Origin of the sequence: Nocardia sp. CA-135398, from assembly GCF_050955845.1 — a bacterium.
Classification (GTDB): Bacteria; Actinomycetota; Actinomycetes; order Mycobacteriales; family Mycobacteriaceae; genus Nocardia.
This window is the reverse complement of record NZ_CP192084.1, coordinates 578,890-595,764: the sequence shown is the minus strand read 5'-3', so window position 1 is coordinate 595,764 and position 16,875 is coordinate 578,890. Positions and strand designations below refer to the sequence as shown.

At 66.4% G+C, this 16,875-nt stretch carries 13 protein-coding genes; 7 read left to right on the top strand and 6 right to left on the bottom strand.

The window, feature by feature from the left end:
* The first annotated feature begins 136 nt into the window (after positions 1-136).
* The 3 genes from ACQP1T_RS02620 (at position 137) to ACQP1T_RS02610 (ending at position 3,897) form a co-directional block, all read left to right on the top strand.
* Positions 137-1,735 (top strand): aldehyde dehydrogenase family protein, encoded by a 1,599-nt coding sequence (locus tag ACQP1T_RS02620; protein WP_433758364.1) that lies wholly within the window; start codon positions 137-139, stop codon positions 1,733-1,735.
* Positions 1,732-2,583 carry an SDR family oxidoreductase gene (locus tag ACQP1T_RS02615; RefSeq protein ID WP_433758363.1) on the top strand — a complete coding sequence of 284 codons (852 nt, stop codon included), beginning with the start codon at positions 1,732-1,734 and terminating at the stop codon, positions 2,581-2,583. The genes ACQP1T_RS02620 and ACQP1T_RS02615 overlap by 4 nt, the downstream gene beginning before the upstream one ends.
* Positions 2,584-3,006: 423 nt before the next feature.
* Positions 3,007-3,897 carry a LysR family transcriptional regulator gene (locus tag ACQP1T_RS02610; RefSeq protein ID WP_433758362.1) on the top strand — a complete coding sequence of 297 codons (891 nt, stop codon included), beginning with the start codon at positions 3,007-3,009 and terminating at the stop codon, positions 3,895-3,897.
* A gap of 35 nt (positions 3,898-3,932) precedes the next feature.
* Here ACQP1T_RS02610 and ACQP1T_RS02605 read toward each other — a convergent pair whose 3' ends face one another.
* Positions 3,933-5,279: an amidase gene (locus ACQP1T_RS02605; protein WP_433761936.1), complete on the bottom strand. Its 1,347-nt coding sequence runs from the start codon at positions 5,277-5,279 to the stop codon at positions 3,933-3,935.
* Positions 5,280-5,701: 422 nt separating this feature from the next.
* Here ACQP1T_RS02605 and ACQP1T_RS02600 point away from each other — a divergent pair, with 422 nt between their 5' ends.
* Genes ACQP1T_RS02600 through ACQP1T_RS02590 form a run of 3 tightly spaced genes read left to right on the top strand, consistent with a single transcriptional unit; the run spans position 5,702 to position 11,219 of the window.
* The gene (locus ACQP1T_RS02600) at positions 5,702-8,269 is read left to right on the top strand and encodes a serine/threonine-protein kinase (RefSeq protein WP_433758361.1); all 2,568 of its coding nucleotides are present in this window, start codon (positions 5,702-5,704) and stop codon (positions 8,267-8,269) included.
* The gene (locus ACQP1T_RS02595) at positions 8,266-10,509 is read left to right on the top strand and encodes a protein kinase domain-containing protein (RefSeq protein WP_433758360.1); all 2,244 of its coding nucleotides are present in this window, start codon (positions 8,266-8,268) and stop codon (positions 10,507-10,509) included. Before ACQP1T_RS02600 ends, ACQP1T_RS02595 begins: the two co-directional genes overlap by 4 nt.
* Positions 10,506-11,219, top strand: a complete 714-nt coding sequence (locus ACQP1T_RS02590) for a cyclase family protein (RefSeq protein WP_433758358.1) — start codon at positions 10,506-10,508, stop codon at positions 11,217-11,219. Before ACQP1T_RS02595 ends, ACQP1T_RS02590 begins: the two co-directional genes overlap by 4 nt.
* Here the strand turns inward: ACQP1T_RS02590 and hpt are convergent, their stop codons facing one another.
* From hpt to dacB, 4 genes are all read right to left on the bottom strand, one after another.
* Positions 11,220-11,777 (bottom strand): hypoxanthine phosphoribosyltransferase, encoded by a 558-nt coding sequence (gene hpt / locus ACQP1T_RS02585; RefSeq protein WP_433758357.1) that lies wholly within the window; start codon positions 11,775-11,777, stop codon positions 11,220-11,222.
* Between the two features lie 48 nt (positions 11,778-11,825).
* Positions 11,826-12,830, bottom strand: coding sequence for a tRNA lysidine(34) synthetase TilS (gene tilS, locus ACQP1T_RS02580; protein WP_433758356.1), 1,005 nt, complete (start codon positions 12,828-12,830; stop codon positions 11,826-11,828).
* 180 nt (positions 12,831-13,010) lie between these two features.
* On the bottom strand, positions 13,011-14,126 hold the full coding sequence (locus tag ACQP1T_RS02575; protein ID WP_433758355.1) for a zinc-dependent metalloprotease: 1,116 nt from the start codon (positions 14,124-14,126) through the stop codon (positions 13,011-13,013).
* 13 nt (positions 14,127-14,139) lie between these two features.
* Positions 14,140-15,603, bottom strand: coding sequence for a D-alanyl-D-alanine carboxypeptidase/D-alanyl-D-alanine endopeptidase (gene dacB, locus ACQP1T_RS02570; protein ID WP_433758354.1), 1,464 nt, complete (start codon positions 15,601-15,603; stop codon positions 14,140-14,142).
* A gap of 179 nt (positions 15,604-15,782) precedes the next feature.
* Between dacB and ACQP1T_RS02565 the strand changes: the two genes are divergently transcribed.
* Positions 15,783-16,274: an inorganic diphosphatase gene (locus ACQP1T_RS02565; protein WP_062991466.1), complete on the top strand. Its 492-nt coding sequence runs from the start codon at positions 15,783-15,785 to the stop codon at positions 16,272-16,274.
* An 82-nt stretch (positions 16,275-16,356) separates the two neighbouring features.
* On the opposite strand, the gene ACQP1T_RS02560 is transcribed toward ACQP1T_RS02565, so the two are convergent.
* Positions 16,357-16,575, bottom strand: coding sequence for a hypothetical protein (locus ACQP1T_RS02560; protein WP_433758353.1), 219 nt, complete (start codon positions 16,573-16,575; stop codon positions 16,357-16,359).
* Between the last annotated feature and the right edge of the window lie 300 nt (positions 16,576-16,875).

Here is a 16,875-nt window from a genome sequence, read left to right as displayed (position 1 = left end):
ATTGTGCTTCGAGAACAAAAACGGCCTCGTTCGTTGACAAATCGGGCCAAGAAAGTCCGACGACCTTGTGTCACGATCATAGGTCAGTGAACTGATTCACAGCGATCAGCGGCGCACAACGTAGTGGGAGAACAGCGTGACCGATACCGTGCCCGGCGCGGCCGAGAAGAAGACCGCGCGCAAGACAACGGCCAAGGCGGATCCGGCAGTGATCGAGGTGCGCAATCCGGGCACCGGCGCGGTAGTCGGCACCGTGCCGGACGAGAGCGCCGACGCGGTCGCGGCCAAGATCCGCGAATTGCGCCTGTACCAGCCGGAATGGGAGGCCATCGGCCCCGAAGGGCGCAAGGAATGGCTGCTGAAGCTGCAGGACTGGATCATCGACAACACCGAGCATCTGGCCGACGTGCTGCAGGCCGAGGCGGGCAAACCTCGGGTGGACGCGCTGATCGACCCGGCCTTCTCCACCGATCTGATCGGCTACTACGCGCGGCGGGCGGGCAAGTTCCTCGCCGACGACCATCCATCGCCGCACAGCCCGCTGGCCCGGGTCAAGAAGTTGACCACGGTGTACAAGCCGTATCCGGTGGTCGGCGTGATCACGCCGTGGAATTTCCCGCTGGCCATGCCGGTCATCGATGTGATCCCTGCGCTGGCCGCCGGTGCCGCGGTGATTCTCAAGCCGTCGGAGGTCACTCCGCTTTCGGCGCTCGAACTGGCAAGGGGCTGGGCCGAAATCGGTGCGCCGCCGGTCTTCGCGGTGGTCACCGGCGCGGGCGCGACGGGTGCGGCAGTGGTCGAGAATGCCGACTACATCCAGTTCACCGGTTCGACCGCCACCGGGCGCAAGATCGCCGCCGCCTGTGTCGAGCGGATGATTCCCTACAGCCTGGAATTGGGCGGTAAGGATCCGGCGATCGTGCTGGCCGACGCGGATCTGGATCGCGCCGCGCACGGCATCGCGTTCGGCGGCATGTTCAATTCGGGTCAGGTCTGCATTTCGGTGGAGCGGGTGTATGTCGAGGCTCCGGTCTACGACGAATTCGTCGCCAAACTCACCGACGCAGTCAAGAATCTGCGCCAGGGCCTCGACGGTCGCGAGTCCAAATACGACGTTGGCGCACTGGCCAATGAGAACCAGGTCCAGATCGTGCAGCGGCATGTCGACGAGGCCGTCGCGGCGGGTGCGCGGGTGACCACCGGCGGCAAGCGCACCGGTGTCGGCACCCTGTTCGAACCGACCGTGCTCGTCGATGTCGACCACACCATGTCCTGCATTACCGAGGAGACCTTCGGCCCGACCCTGCCGGTGATCAAGGTCGCCGATGAGGCGGAAGCCGTTCGGCTGGCCAATGATTCGATCTATGGCCTATCGGCCTCGGTATGGACCGGCGATAAGGAGCGCGGCGAGCGCGTGGCCCGCGCCCTCGAAGCCGGTGCGGTGAATATCAACGACGTCTTCGTCAACCTGTTCAGCTTCGCGCTGCCGATGGGCGGCTGGGGGCAGTCCGGTGTCGGCGCACGCTGGGGTGGTGCGAATGGAGTTCGCAAGTACTGCAGGCAGAAGGCGATCACCACGCCGATCCTGCCCACCCAGCAGAAGGAACTGCTCTGGTTCCCGTACCAGATGCCGAAGGTGCTGTTCGGGCTCGGTGCCATGCGTGCCGCGGGCGCGCGCGGACTGCGGCGGATCGACATTTCGGCGATTCTGAAACTCAAGGGAGACAACAAGTGACCGCGCAGCGAGCGAAGGGTTCGGAGGCGAAGATTCGCGGCAAGGTCGTCGTCATCACTGGTGGCGCGCGCGGCATCGGACTGGCCACGGCGACCGCACTGCATGCGCTCGGCGCCAAGATCGCGATCGGCGATATCGACGAGACCACGGTCAAGGAGTCCGGCGCCGCCCGTGATTTCGAGCTGTACGGGCGGCTCGACGTCACCGATCCGACCTCGTTCGAGAGCTTCCTCGACGAGGTCGAGCGCACCGTCGGCCCGATCGACGTGCTGATCAACAATGCGGGCATCATGCCGACCGGCAAATTCGCCGATGAGCCGGATCAGATCACCCGGCGGATTCTGGATATCAATGTCTACGGCGTGATCCTCGGCTCCAAGCTGGGCCTGACGCGCATGCTCGCGCGCGGGCGCGGACACATCATCAATATCGCCTCGCTCGCGGGCGAGACGCATATCCCGGGCCTGGCGACCTATAACGCCAGCAAGCATGCGGTGCTCGGGTTCACCGACACCCTGCGTGAGGAGTACCGCGGTTCCGGTGTCGCGTTCTCCTCGGTGCTGCCGACGCTGACCAATACCGAACTCGGCTCCGGTGTGAGCGGCCCGAAGCTGCTGCGTCCGGCCGAGCCGGAGGAGATCGCCGATGCGATCGTCGCGCTGATCGCCGAGCCGAAGTCCAAGGTCCGGGTCACCGCGGTGGCCGGATTCCTGTCGCAGCTGGTGAATCTGCTGCCCGAGCCGGTGGCCGATGGATTGGCCAGGGCGCTGGGTTCGAGCAATGCCTTCCTCGACGATGTGGATGCGGCCAAGCGAAAGGCCTATGAGGATCGGGCGCGCAGCCTCTGAATGGTCGACGAAGGCGCCGTGATCGTGTGATCGACCACGGCGCCTTCGCGTAGGAACGCCCTCGTGACCGCGGTCCACACGAGACGGCAAACAAAATTGTGACGAAGATCACTCAATCCGTCGGCAACGGCCCCGCCCCCGTTGCGGGCCGGTTTCTCGGCAGTGATCGGCCACACTTCAGCACGCGTCCGACACCTCCCCGCGCCCGCCCCGCGCCACATCTTTGCTGGTCATACGCCCAATTAACTTGTGCGCCGCAGCGCGGGCCCCGAGTGCCGGAGATTCGCCGAGTCGATGATGCAAATGACCATGACAAGCCATATGCTGTGTCTAACAAACCTGCCGACTGTTTCGGCTGCCGTATCCAGACTTTCCGGCCTGAATAGGCTGGAAATTCAGGACCGATTCTGATAGCAAGGGGCTATGGACCCGCATTTGCGCGACCTGCGGTATTTCGTCGCCGTCGCTGAGGAACTGCACTTCACCAACGCCGCCCAGCGGCTGCACATCGCTCAACCCACCCTCTCGCGTCAGATTCGTCAGCTGGAACGCCAGCTCGATGTGGTCCTGTTCGACCGCAACCAGCGCAGTGTCGCGCTGACCGTCGCGGGTAAGGAGCTGCTCGAAGGCGCCCGCAAGATCCTGGAGCTGTGGGAGGTCACCAACGTCTCGCTGCAGGAGGCGGGCGAGGTGCTGCGCGTCGGCATCCAGTCCGCGCTCGGTCGCGGGCTGCTGAACGATCTGGAGAGCGCGAGCGGGCACCGTCTCGCCCTGCACGCCGCCTCCTGGACCGACCCGTCCAGCGGTCTGGCCGGTCGGCAGGCCGACCTCGCCCTGGTCTGGCTTCCGCTACCCGATTCGAACCGGTACCGCTGGCAGGTGCTGCGCACGGAGCCGCGCTGGGTGCTGCTGCCGGAGAACCATCCGCTGGCCGAGAACGAGACCATCGATTTCGCCGACCTGCTGGATGAGCCGTTCATCGCACTGCCCACCGAGGCCGGTGCGGTGCGCGACTTCTGGCTCGGCAACGATGCCCGCAACGGCCGTCAGCCCAAGATCGGCGCGGAGGCGGCGACTCCCGAGGACAAGCTGGAGGCCGTGAGCCTGGGCCTCGGCGTCTGCCTGCTGGCCGAGAACAATGTGCCGATGTACCGCTGGCCGGGTCTGACCGCCCGTCCACTCGCCGGACTCGCCCCGTGCGAACTGGCGGTGGCCTGGCGCGCCGACGACAACCGACCGACCATCCTCGAATTCGCCGCACGCGCGATGGACGGCGGTTTCGCGGTGCAGCATCAGCCCGCGATCGCCGGATAGACGCTCGTCCCTTTCAAGCGCCGCGGGCGCTGCAATCAAACACCGTCGTTGACCGTTCGCTTCCAGGGGTGCATCGATTCGAGCTGAGCCGCGAGGCGCAGCAGGATCGATTCACTGCCGGGCGGTCCGGTGAGTTGGGCGGCGACCGGCGTTTTCGATCTCGGGTGCATGCCCATCGGGATCGATGCGGCGGGCCAGCCGACCAGATTCCACAGCGGTGTGAACGGTGAATACCGAGCGCTGACAACAACATTCGCGAGCCAACCCAGCATGTGCCAGGCCCTGGCCCGCGGTGGCGGCGCGGCGAGCGTCGGGGTGATCACCACGTGGTAGCGCTCGAAGAAGTCCAGCAGGCGCGCCTCCACCCGGTCCACCTGGGCCGGTCGCACCAGCCGAAACCGCTGGACCAGCCGACCGAGTGCGACGTGACGGCGGGTGCGCCGCTGCAGACGGTCGGGGCGGACCAGATTCGCGGCCTCGCGCGCGCCGAATGCCAACCAGCGCAGGCCGATCGAGACAAGCGATTCGCCGTAGGGCAGTGTCACCGATTCCACCAGGTGCCCGGCCGCGGCGGCGGCCGAAGCGGCGGTGCGGGCGGCCGCGGTCCAGTGCCGATCGACCCGGAACAACCGGGACGGTGGCGCCACGGCCAGCCCGATGCGTAGTCGGCCAGGCGGTTCCAATTCGGCTAGGTCCGGGCGCTCCGCGAGCACCGACAGCGCGAGCGCGGCATCGCCGACTGTCGTTGCGAGCACACCGTTTTCGACCATTTCCGCCCAGGAATCGGCGCCGACCTCGATGGGCACGATATGCCGCCCCGGCTTGATCCCGAATACCCCACAGCAGGCTGCGGGGATGCGCACCGAACCGAGCCCGTCGTTGGCCTGCGCCACCGGCACCACCCCCGACGCGACCGCCGCGGCCGATCCGCCCGATGGTCCGCCGGTACTGCGCGCGGAATTCCACGGGTTGCGGCTGATGCGGCCCTCGCTCTCGGTGCTGGCCCACAGCCCCAACTCCGATACCGCGGTAAGCCCGACCACCACCGCGCCAGCGGTCCGCAGTCGGCGCACCACCGGATGGTCGGCGGCGGCCGGACGGGTGTCGGTGGCCACGGAACCGGCCAGCGTCGACTCGCCCTCGACCGCGATGTTGTGTTCGATTGCGATGGGGACGCCCGCCAATGGCAGCACGTCCAGATCGGGACGCTGTTCGAGCGCGAGTGCCTCGGCCCGAGCCTTAGCGGAGCGAACGACCGTGAACGCATTCGTCTTTCGGTTCTCCGCCGCGATCAGATCCAGGGCGCTATCCACGGTTTCGATCGGCGTCAGCGCGCCGTCGCGCACACTCGCCGCGATTGCCGCCGCCGGACCTCGTGACATGCCGGATTCGCGTGGCATGCTGGAATCCATCGAAGCATGTACGGCGTCGGTCCCGCCCACCGCGACTTCATGGGCAGCCTGCACCTCCGGAGCTTCAGCAGCCTCCGGAGCGGTGGAATCCGTCGTGGCGACGCCGCCGGGCGCGGTCGTCGCGGTATTCGATTTACGGCGCGGCTCTCGGGTAGTTCCGTGGTCGCGCTCGGCTACTTCAGCGCCCGTCGCTCGCGCCGCAGTGTTGCTCATGTGCTGGTTCTCCCCCGTCGCATGGTTGTCGAAATCGGGTGATCCGCTGTTGTGGCGCAAGTTATCATTTCGATTACTGCTCGGGGGACGATGTCGTCGGGTGTGGCGGAAATTCACGGGCACATCTACCGAACGGCCACTGCGGATACTCGACATCCGCTCAGCAGCTAGGTCCGAAAATGAGTGCTGATCCCGAAAATACGCACCGAACCGATCTCGACGCCGACCCGACCAGAAACTGGGGCGGACCGTTGTCACGCACCGAGAACGACGTGGTCGAGGCCTTCTCGACCGCATGGGAATCGGCGCATCGGCCACCGGAGATCGCCGACTTTCTGCCCGATGCGCAATCCCTGCGCCGGGCCGCCCTGATCGAGTTGATCCGCGTCGACCTGCGACATCGCTGGATCCGGCTGCCCGAGACGCCGACGCCGCGCAAACGGCTTTTCGACTACTGCGCCGAGTTTCCGGAACTCGAATCGGGCGGCATTCCGGCCGGTTTGGTGTACGAAGAGTTCGTCATCCGCAGGCACAGCGGTGAACGGGTCGATCCGAAGGATTGTCTGCGGGAATATCCGCAGCAGGCGACGGAATTGCGCGCGCTCCTCAATGCCGACGACATCGACCAGAGCACCCGCCGAGCGGCGCTCGAGGATTCGGTGCTGACCGAGTTCGCCAATACCCGCGCGGCGGCCGAACTGAGCCGAACCGTGCAGGCCGATCAAACCATCGGGCTGAACCGAACCCAGGAGTCCGATCGTAATACTGATGTGACTCGCGCCACCGTCGATGCAACCGAGGCGGCGACCGCTGTTCCGACCACGATCGGAACCGGTCCGGGGAAATTCGACGCCCTCGACCGGATCGAGGTCGGCCAGTCCATCGACGATTTCGATCTGCTGACCGGACTCGGCAGCGGCGCCTTCGCGCGGGTATTCCTGGCCAGGCAGCGATCATTGCAGCGCTTGGTCGCGGTGAAAATCTCCGCCGACCACGGCACCGAACCACAGACCCTGGCCCAGCTCGACCACGACTACATCGTGCGGGTATTCGATCAGCGGCTGCTCGGCTCCGATGACGCCCGCGATCCGGCCATGCGCCGACTCCGGCTGCTGTACATGCAGTTCCTGCCCGGTGGCACCCTGCTCGGCGTGCTGCGCTGGGTGCGGGCGACCAAACCCGCCGAACGCAGCGGACAGCTGCTGCTCGACGCCGTCGACGCGGCCATGGAGGAGAAGGGCGAGATCCGCCCGACCGATTCGAGCGTGCGCGCCGAGATCGCCGGACTGAGCTGGCCGGAAACCGTGGCCTGGCTGGGCCGCAGATTGGCCGAGGCGCTGGAATACGCCTCCGCGCACGGTGTACTGCATCGCGATGTGAAACCGGCCAACATCCTGCTCACCGCCGAGGCGGTGCCGAAACTGGCCGATTTCAATATCAGCTTCAGCCGCAATGTTGCGGGCACCAGTCCGGTGGCCTATTTCGGCGGCTCGCTGGCGTACATGTCGCCCGAGCAGTTGGAGGCCTGCCATCCCGGCCGCGAGCGCACGGCCGAGGATCTGGACACCCGCTCCGATATCTATTCCCTCGGTGTGGTGCTGTGGGAATTGCTCACCGGCGCGAAGCCGTTCGACGATTCCACCGCGAGCGCCACCGACCACGGCGACGACACCGCGCTGGAGGGCATGCTGGAACGCCGCACCGCCGGGGTGGATGACGTTGCGCTGCAACGAGTTCCGGCGAATTGTCCGGCGGCGCTGCGGCGGGTGCTGCTGACCTGTCTGGAATCGGATCGGACGCGGCGCTGGGCCAATGGCGGCATGCTCGCCAAGCAGTTCGACCTGTGCATGGACCCGAGGGCCCGGGATCTGGTCGACCCGCCGCCCGGCAGTTGGCGGCTGAAGTTGCGGGGGTGGCGGCTGGTGATCGTGTCGCTGGCCATCGGCATCCCGAATATCCTCGCCTCGGCATACAACATCCAGCACAACCAGCATCTGATCGTGGACCGGCTGCCCGAAGAAGCCGGGCGCACCTTCATGATCATCACCACCGTGGTGAACGGAATCTTCTTCCCGCTCGGCGCGACGCTGATCCTCTATATGTCCCGAAGAATGATCACGGTGCCGCACGGACTGCGCCGCAACCGCCGCTACGATGCCGAGACGCTGCGGCTGGCCAGGGCGGATTCCCTGCTGTTCGGCGACCGAGCGGTGTGGGTGGTCTTCTCGCTGTGGGTGCTCGCCGGATTCACCTTCCCGATCGCGCTGCAATTGGCGGCCGGGGATGTACCCGCTCGCGCGGTGGTGCACTTCCTCACCTCGATCGTGGTGTGCGGCGCTATCGCGATGGCGTACCCGTTCTTCCTGGTGTGCTTCTTCATGGTCCGCTGCATCTATCCGATCTTCCTGCGGCACGGAGAGATCAGTACCGAGGACGCGGTGTGGCTGCGCGGTCTGGATCGCCGCGCCAACGGATATCTGGCGGTCGCGGCCTCGGTGCCACTACTCGCGGTGGCGGGCGTTACCTTCCTGCCGCCCGACGATATTCCGATGGTGATCGACGCGGTGCGGGTGCTCTGTGTGGGCGGCATCATCGCGTTCATCGGCTCCTACCTGCTCTTCCGTGCGCTGGAGGCCGATCTGCGTGCGCTGGAGCGGGTGGTCGCGCCAGCGGATTCCCTCGACCGTGAAAACATTTCGGCGGACCGGGAGCGCGCCAGGCCCGCCGCGGCGGAGCCGCGACCGTGACATCTGCCGATTTCGCGGACCGAGGCGAGACCGACCCCATATCCAGATTTACCGAAGATTGGCAATGCTGCCTGCGTGGCGACCGGAACGAACCACCCCCGATCGCGGAATACATCCCCGACGGCACCAAGGTGCGGCTGGCGGTGCTCACCGATCTGGTCCGGATCGATCTGCGCCACCGCTGGGATCGGGAGGGCCTCGGCAAACGCATCGCCGAGTACCGTAAGGAATTTCCCGAGGTCGAGCACAGTGCGGAACTGGTCGATCTGCTCTGCGAGGAGTTCCTGGCCCGTCGCCGGTACGCCCCACTCGAACTGGCGGATTTCCTCGCCGAATATCCGGAACTGGCCCAGGATGTGCGCGTTCGGCTGGCCGGCTACGCCGATGACGATGACGACACCGCGGCCGATACCGAACGCGCCACCGCGCTGGTCGCCGGTCTGGCGCCGGGGCATCGGATCGATGACTTCGATCTGCTCACCGATCTTGGCACCGGTACCCTCGGCCGGGTCTTCCTGGCCAGGCAACGCTCCATGCAACGTCTTGTGGCCGTGCGGCTTTCGGCGGGCCGCGTGGCGGGCGGGCACAGCATGGCGCAATTGGATCATCCACATCTGGTGCGGGTTTTCGATCAACGCCTGGTCACTGCCTCGACAGCGGAGGCCCCGGCGTCGACCCGTCTGGTCTACATGCAGTACCTGCCCGGCGGCACGGCGGCCGGGGTGCTCGCCGAGCGGCGGCGCGGCCCGGAATCCGAAGGCGGGGCGCTGCTGCTGCGCGCCATCGATGCCGCGATGGAGGCCAGGGGCGAGATCCGGCCGTCGGATTCGAGTGTGCGCGCCGAAATCGCGGCACTCAGCTGGCCGGAGACGGTGGCCTGGATCGGCAGGCGACTCGCCGACGCGCTCAATTACGCCGAACAGCACGGCGTACTGCATCGCGATATCAAACCCGCGAATGTGCTGTTCACCGCGGAGGGCATTCCCAAGTTCGCCGATTTCGCCGCGCGCACGGCCGCACCGCGATCGGCGTCGAATCCGCTTGCCGCCGAACCGGATTCGCTGCCGTACCGCTCCCCCGAACAGCTCGCCGAACTGCTCGATCCGGCCGGGCCGTCACCCGGACCGAGCAGCGATATCTACGCCCTCGGCGCGCTGCTGTGGGAACTGCTCGCCGGCGCGACGCCGTTCGACGATCCGCCGATGCCCGCCGATCCCGACGCCCGCGCGGAAACCATCGCGACCATGGTCGCCCTGCGCGAGCGCGGCGTCACCGCGGCGGCACTACGTGAGCTGCCCGCCGACACCCCGAGCGCGCTGCTGCGGGTGCTACTGGAATGTCTGCGGGCCGATCCACAACGGCGCTGGCGCAATGGCGCCGAACTCGCCGCACAACTGGATCTGTGTCTCGACGAGCGCGCCAGGGAGCTGGTCGATCCGGCGCCGACGAGTTTCGCGCACCGGTCACGTGGCTGGCTCATACCGATCCTCGCGCTGTGCGTCGGCGTGCCGAATCTCCTCGCCAGTGTCTACAACATCAATCTGAACAACTCGCTGATCATCGATCGGATGACGGCGGCCGATCAGGAACGGTTCGCCGCGGGCGGCCTTGTCACCAACCTCATCGCCTTCCCGATCGCCGCATTGCTGCTGCTATTCCTGACCCGCCGTCCGCTGACCATCGGATTCCGGCTGGCCCGCGGTCGCGAATACTCCCCGCGCACGCTGGCCGCCGCCCGGCGCGACACGCTGCAAATGGGTGACTGGGCGGTATGGGTGCCATTCGGCTTCTGGCTGATCGCCGGGGTGGTGTGGCCATTGGCGCCGGTCTTCTTCGGGGTCGATCTACCGCGCGCGACCTTTCTGCATTTCTACGCCGCACAGGTGGTGTGTGCCGCGATCGCGCTGGCGTATCCGTTCTTCCCGATCATGGTTTATGCGGTGCGTTCGATTTATCCACAGCTGCTCGTGCGCGGCGGTGTCGGCGCCGAGGACGAGGAGCAGCTGCGCAAACTCGCCAAGCGCGGGAACTTCTATCTGGGCGTGGCCGCATCGGTTCCGCTGCTCGGCGTGGCCAGTGCGACCTTCGTCGACGCCGCCGACCTGGATTTGGTGATCGTTTCGGTGCGGGTGCTCAGCGTGGGTGGCATCCTGGCATTCGTGCTCACCTATCGGTTGTTCCGAATGCTCGAGGCCGATCTGCTGGCCTTGGCGCGCGCGATTCCGCAGCGGAAGCGATGACCGGCGCGCGACCGTTCGGGCGGCTGGTCAGCCTGTCCCATATCCACGATCCGGCGACGGCGCCGCTGTTTCCCGGTGATCCCGAATTCCGCACCGATATTGTCGCGACCGTCGCGAACGACGGTTATTACCTGCGCTATATCCAGCAGGGCGAGCACACCGGAACCCATTGGGGCGCACCGATCCACTTCCATGCCGACGGACTCGCCGCCGACGAATTGGACCTCGACGATCTGCTGCTGCCCGCGGTGAAGATCGACGTGCGCGACCAATGCGCGAACGATCGGGATTACGCGATCGATATCGGTGATCTGCGGGAGTGGGAGAATCGGCACGGGCGGATACCCGACGGGTCGGCGGTGGTGGCCTGGACCGGGTGGGACGAGAAATGGGGGACGCCGGAATTCATCGGAACCGGCGAAAGTGCCGACCATCAACCGGGATTCGCGGCCGAGACGGTGAAATGGCTATTGCGGACCGGGCGGCTGGGGCGACGTGGCGCACTCGGCATCGATACGTTCGGACCCGATCTGGGGACCGATGACACCTATGAGGTGTCGAAGCTGCTGTATCGCGAACATCGGATCAGCTTGGAATGTCTGGCGAATCTCGCCGAACTGCCCGCCACCGGCGCCTGGATACTGGTCGGCGCCGCCCTCTACAGCGGTGGATCCGGTTCGCCCGCAACGATATTCGCGATGCTGCCCTGATTACGCGCCGCCGTAGACCTTCGGGTCGAGGGTGCCGATATAGGGCAGGTCGCGGTAACGCTCGGCATAGTCGAGGCCATAGCCGACGACGAATTCGTTCGGAATATCGAAGCCGACGTGCGCGACTTCCACGTGGGTGCGTAGCGCGTCCGGCTTGCGTAGCAAGGTGACGACCTCGAGCGAGGCCGGATTGCGGGTGGACAGATTGCGCTTGAGCCACGACAGCGTGAGACCGGAGTCGATGATGTCCTCGACGATCAGCACATTGCGGCCCGCGATGTCCTTGTCCAGGTCCTTCATGATGCGCACGACACCGGAGGACGAGGTGGACGAGCCGTAGGAGGAGACCGCCATGAATTCCATCTGAGTGGGAATCGGCAGCGCCTTGGCGAGATCGGTCATGAAGAAGATTGCGCCCTTGAGCACGCCGACCAGCAACAGATCGCCCTCGGGGGCTTCGGCCGGATAACGCTTGGCAATCAGCTCGGCCAGTTCCTGGGTCTTGGCCGCGATCTGTTCCTCGGTGATCAGCACCGACGCGATATCGCCCTCGTACACGTCAGTTGGTTTCCCTTCCCTGGTGTCCCCCGGCCGACCCATTATGTGTCATCGGCTCCCTTGCAGACGCAAAGTCAGCCTGCCATGTTCGCGCGCGGCGACCAACCTGCGCCCCGGTGTTCCGCCACCCACCGCGACGCCGCCCTGTCCGCGCCATGCGGTAACCAATTCGTCAACCGCCTGTAAATGCTTGTTGGTCAGGGATTTAGCGCCACCGGCCAGCAACCAGGCACGGATCGCGCGGCGACGCAAGGCCGCGGGAGAAGTGGCGAGAGTCTCTATCGAGAGGGCCGGGCCATCACTCGCGGCTCGCAATAACTCATCGGCCAATGCATCCAGTACCGCGCTGTCGTCGCGCAACTGCTCGGCCGTCCGCGCCAACGCCGCCGCGACCCCGCCACCGAGCACCTCCTCGAGCAACGGCAGAACCTCGTTCCGCAGCCGCACCCTGGTGAACTCCGCCGCAGAATTATGCGGATCCTCGAACGGCGTCAACCCGATATCGATGCACAACTGCCTGGTCACCGCCCGCCGCACCGCCAAAAGTGGCCGCCCCCACGGATCCGTGAACGCCGCCATCCCCTGAATCGACCGCCCACCCGACCCTCGCCCCAACCCGAGCAGCACCGTCTCGGCCTGGTCATCGAGCGTGTGCCCGAGCAGCACCGGCAACCCACCCCGCGCCACGTCGAGCGCCGCATACCGAGCTACCCGCGCCGCCGCCTCCATCCCTCCGTCGTTGCCGACCTCGACCGGCAACACATGCGCCGAACGACACCCGAGCGCCAGCGCCGTAGCGGCCGCCTCGGCGGCCACCTTGTCCGATCCCTTTTGCAACTGATGATCGACAATCAGCGCGTCGACCTGATCTGCCTCCACAACGGCGGCGGCGGTCAACGCCAACGAATCCGCGCCCCCGGACAACGCGACCGCCACATCACCCGTCGCGTAATCGGCCAACCATCCCCGTACCGCCCGCCGCACCTCGAGCACCGCCTCGGTCTCGGGCAGCCGCCGCGCATTCCCGGGCATCGCTCCCGCCGTACGGCTCATATCCGGAGACTACCGATTCGGCCACAGGGCTCTTTGCTGCGGTAGCTGGACGTCACCGGTATCCGTGTTCTTCGCACAGATTGTAGCTTGTGCTAGGTACTCATTGGATATGCGGCGCTTCATCAGGGGCATCGCGAGCACCGGGCGGTTGCCTGGGACCAGTGGAGAAACTGCGGCGAACTACCCGAGGACGCGGGCCACCCAGCGCTCGGGAGCCTCGATTTCGGCTGCGAGAGGCAAGGTTTCGGGGTCGGTCCAGATGGTGTTGAACTGGGTCATGCCGACTTGGGCCACAACGGCGTCTACGAATTTCTTGCCGCGCACGTATTGGGCGACCTTGGCGTCCACCCCGAGGAGGGCGCGCAGGAGTCGTTGCAGTGGGTTGGTGGGGCGTTTGCGGCGCTTGTCGAAGGCGGCGCGGATTTGTTCGACGGTGGGGATGACGGTGGGGCCGACGGCATCCATGACGTGGTCGGCGTGGCCTTCCAGCAGGGTGCCGAGCATCAGCAGGCGGTCCAGCGCCTCGCGCTGCGGTGGGGCCTGGGTGGCGCGCAGTAGACCGACGACACCGCGGGAATTCGGATCGTCGGGGACGGTGCCCCGGCGGCGGTCGCGCACCTCTTCGACCAGGCGGCCGAGCATTTCGGCGAGCGGTTCGTCGCCGACCTCGCCCAGGATGTCGACATTGGTGCGCATGTAATCGGCCAGCCAGGGCGCGGAGGAGAACTGCACCCGGTGGGTCACTTCGTGCAGGCAGACCCAGAAGCGGAAGTCGGTCGGCGAGACGCCGAGTGCGCGCTCGACGGCCATGATGTTCGGCGCGACCAGCAGCAGCGTCCCATCGGGTCCGGTGAACGGGTCGTACTGGCCGAGGATCGCGGTGGACAGGAACGCCAGCATCGCGCCCGCTTGCACACCCGCCGGTTTGCCCGCGAGCAGGCCCTTGTCCGATGCCGGTCCGGTCCCGGTCAACTGGGCCATGGAATCGGCGGCCGCATTGATCCAGCCGGGCCGGTCGACGATCAGGGCCGATGGCACCGGCTGGTCGTCGAGCAGACCGCTCACCTCACGAACCGGCCCCTCCGCCCGCACCGATGCCTCGGCCAACTCGCTCACTACTTGTTCGGCCGAATATCGCGAGGTCCGCGGTCCGGACGGCACCAGCGCGGCGCCGGTGCGCGCGGCAAGGCGCCAATCGACGGCGCCGGAAAATCCGGAGCGTCTGCGCTCGGCCGGAGCATCCGCAGCCGAATTCACGGCGGGCGCAGCGCCCGATTCATCAGTGCCTTCGAACATGGTCAACCACCCGTCACGAGCATCCACAGTTGCGCAGCGTGCTTGCGATGGCGTCCAATGCGGGTCGGCTGAGCTCCGGTGGCCGATCGTTCGACATCAATGCGAAGGTCAATACCCGGCCGTCGCTATCCAGCACATACCCGACCAACGTGCTCGCCACCGACAGAGTTCCGGTCTTGGCCCGCACCCATCCCGCGCCGCCCCGGTTCTGCGTGACATAACGGCTGCTCAGCGAGCCTGTCGCGCCCGCGATCGGCAGATCGTCGAGCAGCGGTGCCAGGGTGGTGGCGATGCGGTCGGTTTCCGGCTTGGCCTTGGTGTTGCTCGGCTGCACCGCATTGGCGCCGCTCGGCTTGGCGGCGGTCGCGATGATCTTGTCGAGCAGCCGGGCGGGCACCCTGTCCTCGGTCGACAGGCCGCTGTTGTCGCGCATCGAAAGTCCGGTGAGATCGAATCCGCCCTTGCCGAGCGCGGTTTCGAGGGCGGCGACGGCCCCGGTGAACGATGCCTCGTTACCGGATGCGATCGCGATCTCGCGGCCGATGGCCTCGGCGAGCACATTGTCGGAGTGGACCATGGTGTCGCGCAGCCGGTCCCGCAGCGGCGCGGATTGCACGCTCGCCACCTCCATCGCACCGGCAACGGCATTGCCGATCCGCACCTTGGCGGGATCGAGTCCGAGTTCGGTGGCCAGGCGCTGTCCGGTGGCCAGCGCCGGAGTCGGGGTGCGCGGCGAGTACTCGACCAGTGGATCGAGACGTCCGCCGTCGAGCATCACCGGATCCATCGGCGCGATCGAACCCTCGCCGATATCGACCGGATCCCAGCCCGGGGCCATGGGTGCGCCGGAATACGCGGAGGTGTCCACCACGATGGTGTCGACCTGACGTCCGGACGCCTTGATCTGCGAAACCAGATCCGACAGGCGCGGCCCGTTCGGGTAATACCCCTTGCCGTCGGGCTGCGCGGTCAGCGTCGGATCGCCGCCGCCGACCAGCACCAGTTCATTGGGCGCGGTTCCGGTGACCACGCGGGTGCTCACCCGATGATCCGCGGGCAGGGTCAGCAGGGCGGCCGCGGTGGTGAGGACCTTGGCGGTGGACGACGGAATCATCGGCTTATCGGATTCGGCGCTCCACAGCACGGTCGCGGAGGCCGCATCGGTCACCTCACCGGCGAATGCGCCGAGGTCGGGATTGGTGACCACGTGCGCGAGCGCGGCGGAGATACCGGCCGGAGTCGGCGCGGACGCATTCGAGGGCGCGGGCGCGACCTGCGGTACCGGTGTGACCGGCGCGGGCGGTGCGGCGATGGTGAGCCCGCCGTGCCGGAATCCCTCGGTCCACGGCTTGACCGCGATCAGCACGCCTGCCCCGGCACCGACCAGCAGGGCCACCATGAACGCGACGAAGATCCAGAGAATGCGGCGTCGCTTGGTGGCCGAGCCACCGTTATACGCATTGCTGCCACCCACCACGTGCCCGCCGTCTCTCCGTCTCGTATCGCCCGACCGTCACACCGCCGCCGGGTCCACCCACCTACCGCACCCGAGTGCCCGCCGACCACACTATCCTCGTTCCGGCACCGTTCCCCCCGAACACCTGTCGAGTCGGCGTTCCGACGACAGTCACACCGAGGCATCAGTAAGGAGATGGCGTGGAGTTCGACGTCACCATCGAGATCCCCAAGGGTTCTCGGAACAAGTACGAGGTCGATCACGAGACCGGTCGGGTCCGGCTCGACCGCTTCCTCTACACGTCCATGGTCTACCCGGCCGACTACGGCTACATCGAGAACACCCTCGGTGAGGACGGCGACCCGCTGGACGCGCTGGTTCTGCTGCCGGAGTCGGTGTTTCCGGGCTGCCTGATCGAGGTGCGTCCGGTCGCGATGTACAAGATGGTCGACGAGGCGGGCGGCGACGACAAGGTGCTGTGCGTGCCCGCGGGCGATAAGCGCTGGGACCACATCCAGGATCTGGCCGATGTGCCGGAGTTCGAACTGGCCGCGATCAAGCACTTCTTCGAGCGCTACAAGGATCTGGAGCCGGGCAAGTACGTCAAGGGCTCGGAGTGGGTCGGTCGCGCCGAGGCAGAGGCCGAGGTGGAGGCCTCGATCAAGCGGCTGCAGGAAAAAGGCGGCCACTGAGTTCTATTGGGGCGGTGGATGACCGCCCCAAACGAAAAGCGGGAAGTCCGGTGTTCGGACTTCCCGCTTTTTCTATTATGGATCAGTTGTAGAGGTAGAGATCCCAGCCGCTGTAGGTCTGGACGCACTGCCAGTAGTTGCCGCCCGTCTTGGGCGAGGCGCCGTCTGCGGCACATGCGGCACGGGTCGCGTAAGTGCCGTAGTAGTAGCCCGTGGAGGCCGATGCGGTCGCTGCCGTCGACACCCCAGCGACAGCGGCGGCAGCAAGAAGGCCGCCCGCGATGAGAGATTTGATTCGCATTCCACTGCTCCTGAAAGCGAGAGTTGATTGATTACCCCGCTAACGGTAGAAACAGCAAACGCCCAGCACAGCCGACCCTAGGGGTCGAACAACCACCACCTGGGGCAATGCCACCTTCTTCACCCCGTGAACCTGCGGCGACACAGTTTCGGCCTCCCCCTGCCTGCACTATCGAGGGCGCGAGGCGGTAACCAGAGCTGTGCTACTGCTCAGCGCTCGAGCCCGGACGACTGTTCGAGGGCGGGAGGCGGGCCATCATGGTCGGTTCGAACGGCGATGCTCATCGAATGAAGGTGGGTT